Annotated in this window: 12 protein-coding genes and 1 other annotated feature; of the genes, 1 reads left to right on the top strand and 11 read right to left on the bottom strand. The window is 43.0% G+C overall.

All coding sequences use genetic code 11. The features are described from left to right. Positions 1-197 precede the first annotated feature (197 nt). Positions 198-404, top strand: coding sequence for an alpha/beta-type small acid-soluble spore protein (locus ACH0BF_RS09560; RefSeq protein ID WP_120036433.1), 207 nt, complete (start codon positions 198-200; stop codon positions 402-404). 64 nt (positions 405-468) lie between these two features. On the opposite strand, the gene fumC is transcribed toward ACH0BF_RS09560, so the two are convergent. The 11 genes from fumC to tatA form a co-directional block, all read right to left on the bottom strand. Then, positions 469-1,842, bottom strand: coding sequence for a class II fumarate hydratase (gene fumC, locus ACH0BF_RS09565; protein WP_406909319.1), 1,374 nt, complete (start codon positions 1,840-1,842; stop codon positions 469-471). A 128-nt stretch (positions 1,843-1,970) separates the two neighbouring features. Further along, complete coding sequence (gene leuD / locus ACH0BF_RS09570) at positions 1,971-2,564, bottom strand: 3-isopropylmalate dehydratase small subunit (RefSeq protein WP_120036431.1); 594 nt, start codon at positions 2,562-2,564, stop codon at positions 1,971-1,973. 12 nt (positions 2,565-2,576) lie between these two features. Next, on the bottom strand, positions 2,577-3,989 hold the full coding sequence (leuC, locus tag ACH0BF_RS09575) for a 3-isopropylmalate dehydratase large subunit (RefSeq protein WP_406909320.1): 1,413 nt from the start codon (positions 3,987-3,989) through the stop codon (positions 2,577-2,579). A 161-nt stretch (positions 3,990-4,150) separates the two neighbouring features. Next, positions 4,151-5,260 carry a 3-isopropylmalate dehydrogenase gene (leuB, locus tag ACH0BF_RS09580; protein ID WP_120036429.1) on the bottom strand — a complete coding sequence of 370 codons (1,110 nt, stop codon included), beginning with the start codon at positions 5,258-5,260 and terminating at the stop codon, positions 4,151-4,153. 18 nt (positions 5,261-5,278) lie between these two features. After that, positions 5,279-6,826 (bottom strand): 2-isopropylmalate synthase, encoded by a 1,548-nt coding sequence (locus ACH0BF_RS09585; protein ID WP_120036428.1) that lies wholly within the window; start codon positions 6,824-6,826, stop codon positions 5,279-5,281. After that, complete coding sequence (gene ilvC / locus ACH0BF_RS09590) at positions 6,813-7,838, bottom strand: ketol-acid reductoisomerase (protein ID WP_120036427.1); 1,026 nt, start codon at positions 7,836-7,838, stop codon at positions 6,813-6,815. The genes ACH0BF_RS09585 and ilvC overlap by 14 nt, the downstream gene beginning before the upstream one ends. Before the next feature lie 28 nt (positions 7,839-7,866). Further along, entirely contained in the window at positions 7,867-8,388 is a 522-nt protein-coding gene (ilvN, locus tag ACH0BF_RS09595; protein WP_120036426.1) for an acetolactate synthase small subunit, read from the bottom strand. Further along, on the bottom strand, positions 8,385-10,103 hold the full coding sequence (gene ilvB, locus ACH0BF_RS09600; protein WP_120036425.1) for an acetolactate synthase large subunit: 1,719 nt from the start codon (positions 10,101-10,103) through the stop codon (positions 8,385-8,387). The genes ilvN and ilvB overlap by 4 nt, the downstream gene beginning before the upstream one ends. A 113-nt stretch (positions 10,104-10,216) precedes the next feature. Further along, positions 10,217-10,469, bottom strand: a binding site (T-box leader). Positions 10,470-10,471: 2 nt separating this feature from the next. Next, the gene (gene ilvD / locus ACH0BF_RS09605) at positions 10,472-12,136 is read right to left on the bottom strand and encodes a dihydroxy-acid dehydratase (RefSeq protein ID WP_120036424.1); all 1,665 of its coding nucleotides are present in this window, start codon (positions 12,134-12,136) and stop codon (positions 10,472-10,474) included. 440 nt (positions 12,137-12,576) lie between these two features. Beyond that, entirely contained in the window at positions 12,577-14,532 is a 1,956-nt protein-coding gene (locus ACH0BF_RS09610) for a transglycosylase domain-containing protein (protein WP_340856043.1), read from the bottom strand. Positions 14,533-14,857: 325 nt separating this feature from the next. Next, entirely contained in the window at positions 14,858-15,028 is a 171-nt protein-coding gene (tatA, locus tag ACH0BF_RS09615; protein WP_120036422.1) for a twin-arginine translocase TatA/TatE family subunit, read from the bottom strand. Positions 15,029-15,118 lie beyond the last annotated feature (90 nt).

Genomic DNA, 15,118 nt, shown 5'->3' on the forward strand with positions numbered 1-15,118 from the left:
TTTCAAACGCTAAATAAAACAGGTATAAATTCCCATATAATATTTTTGAATAAACTTTTTAAAACCAAACATACTAGTACTACAAGCAGCAACATTTCAAACCGGTGGACCTAACCAGATAGTCTGGACGCAGTAATGCGTACTGGTGCAAGTCCAGGAGGTCCAGCCAAAATAAAAACAACAGGAGATGACAAAACATGGCAAACAACAGCAATAACAACCAACTTCTAGTTGCAGGAGCTCAACAAGCTATCGATCAAATGAAATTCGAAATCGCTTCTGAGTTCGGCGTACAACTTGGCGCAGATTCTACATCTCGTTCTAACGGTTCTGTAGGTGGAGAAATCACAAAGCGTCTTGTAGCAATGGCTCAACAACAAATGAGCGGCTTCCAACAACGATAAGTTAGTTTTACAACTTCATACAATTGGCTTGAGCCCCTGAATTCTCAGGGGCTCTTCTGCTTCTTTATAGATTGACCATTTTAGCAGGATCGATCCATTCGTCATACTGCTCGGCCGTTAAATACCCTGTTTCAATAGCCGCTTCTTTTAGGGTTAATCCTTTTTTATGTGCCAGCTTAGCAATCTCTGCGGCTTTTTCATAGCCAATATGCGGATTAAGGGCTGTCACTAACATCAGTGACCGTTCCATTAGCTGCTGAATCACTTCCCTGTTCGCTTCGAGTCCAGACGCACATCGTTGATCAAACGACTGAATACCGTCAGCAAGAAGCCGAATGGATTGTAGTGTATTATAGATGATCACTGGTTTGAAAACATTGAGCTCAAAATTCCCTTGGCTGGCAGCAAACCCTATAGTAGCATCATTGCCAAATATTTGGGCAGCTACCATGGTGATTGCCTCGCTCTGTGTCGGATTCACTTTTCCTGGCATTATCGAGCTGCCCGGTTCATTAGCCGGAATAGTAAGCTCTCCAATGCCGCTGCGCGGACCGCTTGCGAGCCAGCGTACATCATTGGCAATTTTCATCATATCGGCTGCCAGAGCCTTTAATGCTCCGTGAAAATAAACAAGCTCATCATGACTCGTAAGCGCGTGAAACTTATTTGGCGATGATTGGAATGGATATCCCATTTGCTTTTCAAGCTGTTCAGCTACTTTGCCGCCGAATGAAGGATCCGCATTGATCCCTGTGCCTACTGCTGTACCGCCAATTGCCAAGTTAAGCAAGTACTGCTGTGACTGCTCAATCATTTCCATGCTGCGATCAATCATCGCACGCCAGCCAGAGATTTCTTGACCGAGTGTTAACGGGGTTGCGTCTTGTAAATGAGTACGTCCTATTTTAATTAAATCCATATATTGCTTTTCTTTCTGCTCAAGTGTTTTCCTAAACTGTTTGAGCGCTGGCTTAAGGTGTTGCTCTGTCTCATGGTAAGCAGCGATGTGCATAGCCGTTGGGAACGTATCATTAGAGCTTTGCGACATATTCACATCGTCATTCGGATGGATGAAATGCTCTTTTCCGGCAATTTCACTTCCTCTTCTGGCGACTACTTCGTTCACATTCATATTAGACTGTGTGCCGCTTCCTGTCTGCCAGACAACGAGCGGGAAATGTGTATCCCACTTGCCCTGGATAATTTCATCACAAGCATCGACAATCGCTTCTTTTTTTTCGTCAGGTAGCTTTCCTAGCTGCCCATTAGCGATAGCGGCAGCTTTCTTCAGCTGGGCAAATGCATGTGTTACTTCAATCGGCATTCTTTCAATTCCTATTGGGAAATTCTCTTTGCTGCGCTGTGTTTGTGCTCCCCAATATTTATCAGATGGCACCTTCATTTCACCAAGTGTGTCGCGTTCTATTCTAAATTCCACTTCCATACCTCCTCATCTCATACTCCTGTATCACTTTTCCCTCTTTATAAGCAAATCATTCCTTTAAATTCCATGAATGAGTAAAATATAAAAAAAGACTGCAGCACGCCACAGTCTCTCTTGAAATGTTAACTAACACCTTCGATTTTTTTCTCATAGTTGCTGATCTCATGATCAAGATTGAGTGTAACAGCAATCTCATCCCAACCGTTTAATAGCATTTCCTTCCAGTAAGGATCGATATTAAACTCAGCTGTAAATCCTTTGCGATCAGTAATATCCTGTTCTTTTAAATTGATGAACAAGCGATAGCCTGGCTCTTTTGCCTTTTCCATAATTTCACTTACTTCCTCTTCAGTGAGGCGAATCGCCAAAATACCGTTTTTCACACAGTTATTATAGAAAATATCGGCGAAGCTAGGAGCAATAACGACTCGGAAACCATAATCAAGAAGCGCCCACGGAGCATGTTCACGGGAAGAGCCGCAGCCGAAGTTCTCTCCTGCTACTAGAATTTCTGCATTTTCATATTGCATTTGATTCATGATGAAGTCTTCTCTTTTATTTCCTGCATCATCAAAACGCCAATGATGAAACAAGAACTGGCCAAAGCCTTGCCGTTCAATCCGCTTTAAAAACTGTTTCGGAATAATTTGATCCGTATCAATATTTACACGGTTGAGAGGGCAGACAATGCCGTTAAATTTATTGATTGCTTCCATTCTTCTTCCCCCTTATTGATGCACTTTAGCTAATTTGCGCACATCGGTAAACTTTCCAGTGACTGCTGCCGCTGCTGCCATCGACGGGCTCACTAAGTGTGTTTTTGAACCATTGCCCTGACGTCCCTCGAAGTTGCGGTTTGAGGTAGACGCACAACGTTTGCCGGCTGGAACGATATCATCATTCATCGCCAGACACATGCTACAGCCTGACTCGCGCCATTCAAACCCGGCCTCGGTAAAAATTTTATCTAAGCCTTCTGCTTCTGCGACTTGTTTCACTGTTTGCGATCCAGGGACAACAATAGCCGTAATTCCTTCCTGAACTTTTCTTCCTTTCGCTACCTCGGCAGCTGCCCGTAAATCACTGAGCCGCGAGTTTGTACAAGAACCAATAAATACGTAATCTACAGGAATATCCTCCAGCTTTGTGCCAGCCTCAAGCCCCATATAATCTAATGCCCGGGCAACTGATTCACGATCTGCCTGGCGTTCAAACTGCTCAGGATGAGGCACAGAAGCGCTAATGCCACTACCCATTGAAGGATTTGTTCCCCAGGTTACTTGCGGTTCAATCTCTTCTCCAGCAATTTCAAGCGTTACATCATACTCTGCTCCCTCATCTGTTGCGAGTGCCAGCCAGCGTTCTGCGGCTTTTTCAAACGCTTCTCCTTGAGGAACATAGCGGCTCCCCCGCAAGTATTCAATCGTTTTCTCGTCTGGACTAATCAACCCAGCACGTGCTCCTGCTTCAATAGACATGTTGCAGACAGTCATTCTTTCTTCCATGGACAAATTGCGAATCGCTTCGCCTGTATATTCCATAATATAGCCTGTCCCTGCATTCACACCGTATTTTGCAATAACAGCCAGGATTAAGTCTTTTGCTGTTACTCCAAAACCAAGCTTTCCTGTTACTTTAATTTGTAAAGTTTTAGGGCGGGATTGCCAAAGAGTTTGCGTAGCAAGTACATGTTCTACTTCACTTGTACCGATACCAAACGATAGAGCACCGAAAGCACCATGTGTAGAAGTATGACTATCGCCGCATACAATCGTTTTTCCCGGTTGTGTTAAACCAAGTTCTGGCCCAATAACATGGACGATCCCTTGATCAGGATGATGAATATCGGCTAATTCAATCCCAAACTCTTTACAGTTTTTCTCAAGAGTAGTCATTTGTGTTTTTGAAATTGGATCATTGATAATGTGGCGGTTAATCGTCGGAACATTATGATCCATCGTAGCATACGTTAAGTCCGGACGACGCACTTTGCGGTTATTCATGCGCAGGCCTTCAAATGCTTGCGGAGAGGTAACTTCGTGTACTAAGTGAAGATCAATATATAAAAGATCCGGTTTTCCCTCTTCTCTGTGTACTACATGCTGTTCCCATATCTTTTCAATAATTGTTTTTGGTGCCATAAAACAGCCCCCCCACTGTCTTTTTTTAAGAATCTGTTATAATTGGTTGCTGGTTTTCACTCCCATCAACTAGTTAACAGAACCTTTTTGAAAAAAGAGGGATTCCAATCTCCTCGCGGAAAAAACGGAATCCTCTTTGATAACATCCATTGATTTTTACATTACATATAAGCGCCCATAATCGAAGAAATAGCTGAACCTTCTTCTACATGCTGAACAATAATCTTAATCATTTGTTCTGTGCCCACAACTGTGCTTCCAGCAGCTTGAAGGTCAGGCGTCCGGTAACCGGCATTCAATACTTCTTGAACTGCCTGCTCAATTGATTCTGCTTCTTCACGCAAATTGAATGAGTACTTCAGCATTAAAGCTGCTGAAAGAATCATTGCCATTGGATTAGCTTTATTAAAGCCGGCAATATCAGGCGCCGAACCATGAACTGGCTCGTACAAGCCAAAGCCGTCTTCCGTCAAGCTCGCTGATGGCAGCATTCCAAGTGAGCCAGTGATCATAGAAGCTTCGTCACTTAAAATATCGCCAAATAAATTTTCCGTTACTACCACATCAAAATCTTTCGGACGGCTGATCAACTTCATCGCCGCAGCGTCAACATACATATGTTCTACTTCTACCTGCGGATACAAAGCGGCTTTTTCATTAACGATCTCACGCCACATCCGGCTTGATTCCAGTACATTCGCTTTGTCGACGGAAGTAAGTTTTTTGTTGCGGATCACAGCAAGCTCAAACGCTTTGTCTACAATTCGCTCAATTTCTGCTCTTGTATATTGCAGCGTATCAACAACGGAATCTTGATTCGTCCCGCGCCGTTCGCTTGGCTTTCCAAAATATAATCCGCCAGTCAGCTCACGTACAATCATCAAGTTCACATTTTCTGCAATTTCGGGCTTGAGTGGTGAAGAGTGCAGCAAGCTGTGAAAGCCAATAACCGGGCGAAGATTAGCGAACAAACCAAGCTCTTTGCGGATTGCGAGCAATCCACGCTCCGGACGTATATGAGAAGGCAAGTTATCCCACTTTGGCCCTCCTACCGCTCCCAAAAATACGGCATCACTTTGCTTACAAAGCTCCAATGTTTCATTTGGGAGAGGATTATTTGATTCATCGATGGCTGCACCGCCAATGTTCGCATATTCAAATTCAAATTCATGGCCAAATCTTTGACCGACTGCTTCTAACACGGCAGTGGCCCCTTTCACCACTTCCCGGCCGACTCCGTCTCCAGGCAATACTGCAATGTTCTTTTTCACGTTAACCCCTCCGTTACATCAAATGTGTACTTTCTGTACTTCTGACTGCTGTGCTTCTAACGTCAATACCCGATTAACAGCATTTAGATAAGCCCGTGCAGAAGCTTCGAGAACGTCTTGTGCTGTACCTCGCCCACTCGTTTCAATGCCTTTATGCTTAATGCGCACATACACTTCAGCAAGAGCATCACGACCAGCACTGACTGAATTAATTTTGTAATCGTGCAGTTTAACCGGTTCATCCAGCAAACGTTCAAGCGTATTATAAATCGCTTCAACGCTTCCTGAACCAGTGGCCGCCTCTGTCACTTGCATGCCGTTTGGAAGCGTAGCAGAAATAGTAGCTGTTGGAATATTTTCTGTGCCATATTGAACTTGAATGCTATTCAACTCGTAATGACTAACATCGACTGCTTCTGTTTGTTTATCAGCAAGAATGGAGAAGAGATCTTCATCCGTGATTTCCTTCTTCTTGTCTGCCAAATCTTTAAATGCTCGAAATGCTTCGTTTAATCTTTCTTCTGTTAAATCAAAGCCGAGGTCGATTGCTTTATTCTTAAAGGCATGACGACCAGAAAGCTTGCCAAGAACGAGTTTATTGGACTTCACACCGATTAGCTCTGGTGTGATAATTTCATAAGTCGTTTTTTCTTTCAATACGCCATCCTGATGGATGCCTGATTCATGAGCAAAAGCGTTGTCGCCAATAACCGCTTTATTGGCAGGAACGATCATGCCTGTTAACTTGGATACGAGGCTGCTCGTACGCTTAATTTCATTTAACTTCAAGTTGGTAGTCGCACCGTAAAAATCATTACGGATATGAAGAGCAACAGCCACTTCTTCAAGCGCTACGTTACCAGCACGCTCACCGATTCCATTGATGGTGCCTTCAACTTGACCGGCTCCTCCTTCGATGGCTGCTAATGAGTTTGCTGTTGCCATGCCGAGATCATCATGGCAATGAGCAGACAAAATAGCTTGATCGATATTTGATACGTGGCTTTTTAAGTACATAAATAGTTCTTTAATTTCTTTTGGTGTGATATAGCCGACGGTATCCGGGATATTAATAATTGTCGCACCGGCTTCAATGGCAGCCTCTGTTACACGAGCCAAAAATTCTGGTTCTGTACGGCAGGCATCTTCAGCGGAAAACTGCACTTTCGGAAACTTTGCTTTCGCATACTTAACGGCTGCTACCGCTCTTTCAACAACTTCATCTTTTGACATTTTTAACTTATATTCGCGATGAATAGGTGAAGTAGCTAAAAAGACGTGAATGCGTGGTTCCGCTGACTCTTTTAGTGCTTCCCAGGCTGCATCAATATCTTTTTGATGAGCACGAGCAAGGCCAGTAACTGAACTATTTTTCACAGTATTCGCAATCAGCTTAACCGCTTCAAGGTCGCCTTTTGAAGCGGCTGGAAAGCCCGCTTCAATGACATCGACCCCAAGTCTTTCCAGCTGCTTGGCAATCTCTAACTTTTCAAGAGTGTTTAAGTTAACACCAGCTGTCTGTTCCCCATCTCTTAACGTTGTGTCAAAGATCTCAACCTTTCGCACCGGCTGACACTTCCTTCTTGGATTGTTTTTTTACAAATGGCATCATCGCACGAAGTTCTCTTCCTACTACTTCAATTGGATGTTGTTTTTCACGTTCATTGATTGCTGTAAATTCAGGACGGTTTAATTGGTTTTCAAGCAGCCAGCCTTTTGCGAATTTACCAGTTTGGATATCTTTCAGCACTTCTCCCATACGAGCTTTCGTTTCATCAGTGATTACGCGTGGACCTGATACAAAGTCGCCCCATTGTGCTGTATCAGAAATAGAATATCTCATTTCTTCAAGGCCGCCCTCGTACATTAAGTCAACGATTAATTTCAGTTCATGCAAGCACTCAAAGTAGGCAACCTCTGGCTGATATCCCGCTTCTACTAATGTTTCAAATCCAGCTTTGACAAGAGCAGATACGCCTCCACAAAGAACGGCTTGCTCACCGAATAAATCCGTTTCTGTTTCTTCTTGGAAAGTAGTTTCCAATACACCTGCACGAGCAGAACCAATACCTTTCGCATAAGCAAGAGCAATGTCTTTCGCCTCACCTGTCACATCCTGGTAGATAGCGATTAATCCTGGTACACCCGCTCCTTCTGTGTATGTGCGGCGCACTAAATGACCAGGTCCTTTAGGGGCAGCCAAGAATACGTCTACGTCTGCCGGTGGAACGATCTGATTGAAGTGAACGTTGAAGCCATGAGCGAATGCCAATGCTTTTCCTGCATTCAATTCAGGCTCAATTTCATTTTTATAAACAGCTGTTTGGTATTCATCCGGAAGAAGAATCATGATTAAATCTGCCTCTGCACTTGCTTGGCGAACTGATTTAACATCAAATCCATCTTTTTCTGCTTGATCCCAAGACTTTCCTGGTCTTAAACCAACAACTACATCTACGCCGCTTTCACGTAGGTTTTGTGCATGCGCATGTCCTTGTGAACCATATCCAATGATTGCTACCTTTTTATTTGCTAAAACTGCCTCGTTGATATCTCCGTTATAATATACTTTTGCCATTTTCATCATCCTCCAAAATTTTGTTTGTTTATTTTAAGATTGAATATTGCTTCAAATCTGTTACCTGTTTTTGTGAGCCACGCGTTAAAGCCGTTTGGCCTGTACGCGACAACTCTTTGATGCCATAAGGGCGAAGCAATTCGATCATCGCTTCTATTTTTTCGAAGTTTCCAACAACTTGGATGGTTACACTATCCTTAGCCACATCAATAATTGTGGCTCGGAAAGGTTCAATAATCACATTGATCTCAGCTCGGGTTTGCGGAGTAGTGAGAACTTTAATTAAAGCGAGTTCTCTTGATACAACGGCCTGATCAGTGATATCAGAAACCTTTAAAACATCTACTTGCTTATTCAGCTGCTTTAACACCTGCTCAGCTGTCCGTTCATCTTCTACGTGAACGATAAATGTCATTTTGGAAATGCCTTCTGTTTCTGTAGGCCCGACTGTGATGCTTTCAATATTGAATTGCCGTTTTGTAAACAACCCGGTAATTCTATTCAATACACCGCTTTGGTTAAGTACGGTTACAGTAACTGTGCGTTTCATGGTTTCACCCCAATCATCTCATGAAGTCCTTTGCCTGGTGCAATCATCGGGCATACTAGCTCTTTCGGTTTAATCCGGCAATCGATTAGGACTGGCTCGCGGCTGTTTAATGTTTCATTTAATACGCTTTCCGCTTCTTCTTCTGTTGTAACAGAGTAGCCCTTAATTCCATAAGCTTGAGCCAGTTTTACAAAGTCTGGCTGGCATGGAATTAACGACTGCGAATATCTTTCTTCATAGAAGGCTTCCTGCCATTGTCTAACCATCCCTAGCGCCTGGTTGTTATATACCATAATTTTGACTGGCAAGTTCAACTCAGCAACAAGAGCCAATTCTTGTAAAGTCATCTGGAAGCCAGCATCTCCGGCGATCGCAACAACCGTTTCTTCCGGACAGGCAATTTGCGCACCAATGGCAGCCGGGAAGCCGAATCCCATTGTTCCAAGACCACCTGATGTCACCCATCGGTTTGGACGGTTGAACCCGTAATACTGTGCAGTCCACATTTGATGCTGGCCAACGTCTGTTGTGACAATCGCCTCGCCATTTGTAATTTCATGAATCATTTTCGTTAATTGCTGAGGAGAAATACCTTCCCCCTCTTCAGAATGCCAAAGCGGAAACTCTTTTTGGGATTCTTTCAGCTGCAATCTCCATTCATTGGCATCTGGTGCAATTAAGTCCGTTTCAAGCAGTTTCTCCAGAGCTTCTTTTGCATCGGCTACGATTGGAATATGGGTGTCCACGTTTTTACCGATTTCTGCTGGATCAATGTCAATATGGGCTACTATGGCTTCAGGCGCAAAGTGCTGTAAATTACCGGTTAACCGATCGTCGAACCTGGCACCTATGTTGATCAACAAGTCTGCTTCATACATCGCCATGTTGGCTGCATATGTTCCATGCATACCGCCCATCCCTAAGAATAATGGGTGATCTGCTGGAAACGAACCAAGTCCGAGAAGGGTATTAACTACCGGAATATTCATTTCTTCTGCAAGGGAAAGCAGCTGTTCTGAAGCATGAGCATGAATGACTCCTGCACCAGCTAAAATAAGCGGCTTTTTCGCTTGAGCAATCGCATCTGCAAGCTTTTTAATCTGTAAAATATTAGGCGCAGTGTTTGGCTGATAGCCTGGCAAATTAACTTCCGTTACGAATTTAGGGGTTTCGCCTAATGTTGTAGCTATATCTTTCGGAATATCGATTAAAACGGGACCAGGGCGGCCGGTTGTTGCAATATGAAAAGCTTCTCGAACAATTCTTGGCAATTCTTTCAAGTCACGCACTTGATAGTTATGTTTTGTGATTGGCATAGTGATTCCGATCACATCCGCCTCCTGGAAAGCGTCTGTTCCAATAACCCCTGTTGCTACCTGTCCTGTGAAGACAACAAGAGGAAGAGAATCCATCATGGCGTCTGTAATACCTGTCACAAGGTTCGTTGCTCCTGGTCCAGAAGTAGCAATGACGACTCCGGGCTTTCCTGATACTCTGGCATAGCCCTCAGCTGCATGAATAGCAGCCTGCTCATGTCTCGCTAAAATGTGCCGAATGGGGTTTCTATACAAGGCGTCATATAGTGGCAGGACAGCTCCCCCCGGATAGCCAAACACAACTTCGACTTCTTCTTTCTTCAATGCTTCAATAAAGAGATCTGCTCCACTCATGGCCTGAGTCAACGGTTTGGCTTTTGTTTTTACTTTTGCATTCATGCAATTTCCCTCCAAATTGTTGTTTTCCTAAATCGCAAGAGTGATTTTGGGCTCTTTAAGTAAAAAAACAAAAAGAAAAGTCTTTACACCCTCACGCCTACTAATCTGTTAAGCGCAGGGGTGAAAAGACTTTTCTTTTCACGGTACCACCCTGGTTTATGACATTTTCACAAATGTCACCTCGTGGACAATTTAAAATAATTGTCCTTTTTGATAACGAGTAAATGATACTCGACCGATCCTAATTGTCCCCGTTCAGACCGGCACTCAGAGGGGATGTCGCTGTAAGGGGTATGCCGGCTCTCAGCCCCGCCGGCTCTCTGTGAATACCGTTTCTTACAACTTTTTCCTCGTCAACGCTTTAGTGATTAAATTTTCATAACTCCGCCTGTGTTTGCAGAAGTAACCAGCTTTGAATATCTTGCTAAATAGCCTTTTTTAATTTTTGGCTCTGGCTGCACCCAGTTTCTCTTTCTTTCAGCCAGCTCTTCCTCTGTTAAAACTACATTGATGGTTCTATTTGGTAAATCAATAATAATTTGATCTCCATTTTCAACGAAGGCAATTGGTCCTGCTTCAGCGGCCTCTGGTGAAATATGGCCGATAGAGATTCCTCTGGAAGCTCCTGAAAATCTTCCATCTGTTATTAATGCTACTTTTTTATCAAGACCACGGCCTGCGATGGCTGATGTTGGAGCAAGCATTTCAGGCATTCCCGGTCCTCCTTTAGGACCTTCGTAGCGAATGACGACGACATGTCCTTCTCTTACTGTGCCGTTATCAATGCCTTCCTGAGCTTCTTCCTGAGAGTCAAAGACAATCGCTTCTCCCATAAATGTCTTAATGGAAGGATCAACAGCTCCAACTTTAATGACTCCGCCGTCCGGGGCTAGGTTCCCGAACAGGATGGATAGTCCACCAACCGGGCTATAAGGATTATCGCTTCTGCGAATGACTGCTTCATTCGTAATTTCTGCATCTTTTACATTCTCGTAAACAGATTTTCCTGTAATCGTGATACGTTCTTTATTTAAAGCATCGATGCGGCAAAGTTCATTAATAATGGCACTAATGCCTCCCGCCTCGTGAACATCCTGCATTGTATAATCAGAGGCCGGACTAATTTTAGCTAAGTATGGCACCTTTTTAGCAATTTCATTGATTCGTTTCAAGTCGTAATCAATCTCTGCTTCGTGGGCAATAGCAAGCGTGTGAAGAACCGTATTCGTTGAACCGCCCATCGCCATGTCAAGCGCAAATGCATCATCAATGGCTTCCTTTGTAATAATATCTCTTGGCTTAATATCATTTTTAATTAAATCCATTAAGTGATGAGCAGCCTGTTTAATTAATTTGTGACGCTCTGTTGAGGTAGCTACGATTGTAGCATTTCCTGGCGGTGTCATACCGAGCATTTCCATTAAGGAGTTCATCGAGTTGGCTGTGAACATTCCTGAACATGACCCGCATGTTGGACAAGCATTGTTTTCAATTTCAAGCAGCTCTTCGGCTGACATCTTCCCTGAACGGTGAGCCCCGACCCCCTCAAAAACAGAAACGAGAGAGAGATGTTTTCCAGTACTTGTCTTCCCGCCCTCCATGGGTCCGCCGGAAACAAAAACAGAAGGGACATTCGTTCTGGCAGCTGCCATTAACATGCCGGGAGTAATTTTGTCACAGTTAGGAATGTAGAATACTCCGTCAAACCAGTGGGCGTTAATAACTGTTTCGGCAGCGTCAGCAATCAACTCCCTGCTCGGCAGTGAATACCTCATTCCAATGTGGCCCATGGCAATACCGTCGTCTACCCCAATCGTATTAAACTCGAAAGGAACCCCTCCGGCTTCGCGAATCGCTTCTTTAACGACTTCCGCAAATTTGTTTAAATGTACATGGCCCGGGATAATATCAATATAAGAATTACACACCCCGATAAAAGGCTTATGAAGATCTTCTGTTTTTACTCCAGCTGCATAAAGCAAGCTTCGGTGAGGGGCACGATCAATCCCCTTCTTTATCATGTCGCTGCGCATAGTATCCCTCCAGGTGTTCTCTAGCTGCATAGGTTGCTAAGATGAATGTGATCTGTTTTAAAAGTAGACTGTAGGCCAAAAGAAACGCCGGCTTTTCGTCTCAATATTTCATTACTTATTTATCATTCAAATCTGAAAATTAAGTTTATGTTGTGGTCAATCATATCCTGCTTTTTCTTGCAGGTCAACACCTTTTAATAAATTTTTAGACAATTAAAACTATTAATTTCTAGCGCGCCGAAGATGCAATCGCTTACAAAGCTGATATCATCGCTTTTTGTTTTTTCAAAAAAAATTCGTAATTTTTTTTATTGATTTTTGTCTATTTCTAATGTAATACCTATTCTGAACATTTTTAGCCTTTTTCTTTTCATGACGTTCAATATACTAAATAAAAAACTTCCCCAGAGTCCATCATAAACGGCTCCAGGGAAGCTTTATTAAAATAATTCATTCCACTTATCTATCGCTTTATCAAACCAGTTTTTCTCTTTTTCCTTTGGCTTTTCTTCCTCAATGGATTCCACATCAAAAGAAGTGCCGTCAAGTTCTGGAAGGGTTTCCTCCATAATTTCCTTGAACAGAGGAACCGCTCCCTCGGAGCTATTGGTAGCAAGATGATTACTTTCACTTGCCTTTTCTACGCCAATCCATACGGTACCTACCACATCCGGTGTATAGCCGACAAACCACTGATCTTTCGTCCCACTTACCCCTTTAATTGGCACCTGAGTAGATCCTGTTTTACCTGCCAGCTCAGTTCCTGGCACTCTCGCTTTCTTTCCAGAACCATGCTTAACCACATTTAGAAGCATCGCATTGATGTTATCCGCCACTTCTTTTGTCGTCACTTTTGTTTCCTTCGGCGTCCATTTTGGTTTAATTTCGCCTTCCGGACCAATAATCTTTTGAATAAAGAAACTGTCTTTGCGCACTCCTCCATTTGGGAAGGTTGTATACGCTTGAGCAATATGCAAAGGAGCTACTCCTTTGGTCATACCGCCTAACGCAATCGATAAGTTCTCATCGCTTTTTTCAAACGGAATTCCGAACCGTTCCAGTGCATTTAATCCCTTCGACAATCCAATTTGATCAAGAAGCCAAACAGTAGGTATGTTAATGGATTTCTCCACTGCTTTATTCATTGTTACTTCTCCCCGATAAACGCCTCCATAGTTGGTTGGCTCATAGTCTCCGAATTTCATCGGTTCATCAGGCAGCATGGATGTTGGCTCATAGCCTTCCTCAAGAGCAGGCGTGTACACAACAAGCGGCTTTAATGTCGAGCCTGGAGAAGATTGCATTTGTGTAGCATAGTTGAACCCTCTAAATACGTGTTCTCCCCGTTTTCCAACGATCGCCATCACTCCGCCTGTCTTTGGATCAAGCAAGACGGCTGCACTTTGAGATGGCTCTCCATTGACTGAGTCAGGAAATAGCCAATCTTTTTTATATACCTGCTCAAGTCCAGATTGTACTTCCTGATCCATTGCAGTATAAATTTTATATCCTTTGGTTAACAGATCATTCTGAGTCAAGCCAAAGCGGTTAATCGCTTCGTTGATCACTGAATCAGTATAATACGGATACTTTCCTTTCAACGGATCACCGCTTCTATCCTCAAGATCTGGGCGCGCCTGTTTGGCTCTTTCCGCTTCTTCATCTGTAATGTAACCATACTTCGCCATTTGACTGAGCACGACATTTCTGCGGGCGATAGACTTATCCATATTCTTATAGGGATCAAGTACAGATGGCGCTTTGATAATTCCCGCCAGCATAGCAGACTCACTAAGCTTTAGCTCGTTGACATCCTTTCCAAAATACTTTTTCGATGCATTTTGAACTCCCCATGCTCCGCTACCAAAATAAATCGTATTTAAATACATTTCCAATATTTCTTTTTTGGTGTAAACTTTTTCAATTTCAATAGCGAGGAATAATTCTTCTACTTTCCGCTTATACGTTTGCTCCGGTGATAACAAGGCATTCTTAGTCAACTGCTGCGTAATCGTGCTTCCCCCTTGCACGACACCTCCGGAAAACGTATTTTTAACGAGTGCCCGGCTCATCCCTTTTAAATCAAAGCCATTGTGCTCATAAAAACGGTGATCTTCAATCGATACAACAGCATCCTGTAAATACTTTGGCATTTTGGCAATTGGCACGCTATCTGAGCGGTTAGCCGATAGCTTGCTCGCTTTATCTCCGTTCATATCGTAAAGAGTAGTTGATTGCGACAACCCCTTCTTTAACGTTTCCACATCCGCTGACTTCATAAAATAAACGATAAATCCAAGGCCGCCTAAAATCATAACCGCCATGACTAAAATCATAATTTGTGTTAAATGAAACTTTCTCCACAAATTTTTGATAAATCTGCTAATCGCATTCATACTTCTGTTTCTTGCCTCCTGAATGAGCAAAATTCCTCTCTGCCTTTAAGCTAAGAGTGCAATTTGATTGTGCCCTCTCCCTTACTTTATCTTCTCCAACAATAAGCTTCTCAGACACAACCAGAGCTTTATTATACCTGATAGGCCCTAAATCGCCAATCTTCAGCTAAATATCAGCAAAACAGCGCTTTTTTGCTTCCTTTTTTGGCAATAAAAGCAACTTATTTACTTTCCTTCAAAAAATTACACCGCTTACTGCAGTGGCTAAGGATAAAATGATAAAGAAAAAGCTAACGGTCAAAAACCGTCAGCTTTTATCGTTTGTTTATTTCAATTTTTTCTCTTCGTCTTCATCCTCCATAATACCTTTCATGCCACGCTTAAATTCATGCAGCGTCTGTCCGGCTGCTTTACCGAGCTGCGGAAGTTTGGAAGGGCCAAAAAGCAATAAGGCAACAATAAGAATAAGAGCTATTTCTCCGAAACCGAGATTCATATACAATTATCTCCTTTTGCTTTGCAAGCTGTTAATAGCGCTATTATACAATAAGAAAAAAAAATGTAAAACACCAAACAAGCAAATGTC

It is taken from the genome of Pseudobacillus sp. 179-B 2D1 NHS (genome assembly GCF_045370945.1).
In the GTDB taxonomy this organism is placed as follows: domain Bacteria; phylum Bacillota; class Bacilli; order Bacillales; family Domibacillaceae; genus Pseudobacillus.

Coding starts and splice junctions, on each gene's coding strand:
- ilvC (WP_120036427.1), bottom strand. CDS start 7,838: ATGGCAAAAGTATATTATAACGGAGATATCAACGAGGCAGTTTTAGCA.
- tatA (WP_120036422.1), bottom strand. CDS start 15,028: ATGAATCTCGGTTTCGGAGAAATAGCTCTTATTCTTATTGTTGCCTTA.
- ilvN (WP_120036426.1), bottom strand. CDS start 8,388: ATGAAACGCACAGTTACTGTAACCGTACTTAACCAAAGCGGTGTATTG.
- ACH0BF_RS09610 (WP_340856043.1), bottom strand. CDS start 14,532: ATGAATGCGATTAGCAGATTTATCAAAAATTTGTGGAGAAAGTTTCAT.
- leuC (WP_406909320.1), bottom strand. CDS start 3,989: ATGGCACCAAAAACAATTATTGAAAAGATATGGGAACAGCATGTAGTA.
- leuD (WP_120036431.1), bottom strand. CDS start 2,564: ATGGAAGCAATCAATAAATTTAACGGCATTGTCTGCCCTCTCAACCGT.
- ilvD (WP_120036424.1), bottom strand. CDS start 12,136: ATGCGCAGCGACATGATAAAGAAGGGGATTGATCGTGCCCCTCACCGA.
- ACH0BF_RS09560 (WP_120036433.1), top strand. CDS start 198: ATGGCAAACAACAGCAATAACAACCAACTTCTAGTTGCAGGAGCTCAA.
- ilvB (WP_120036425.1), bottom strand. CDS start 10,103: ATGAATGCAAAAGTAAAAACAAAAGCCAAACCGTTGACTCAGGCCATG.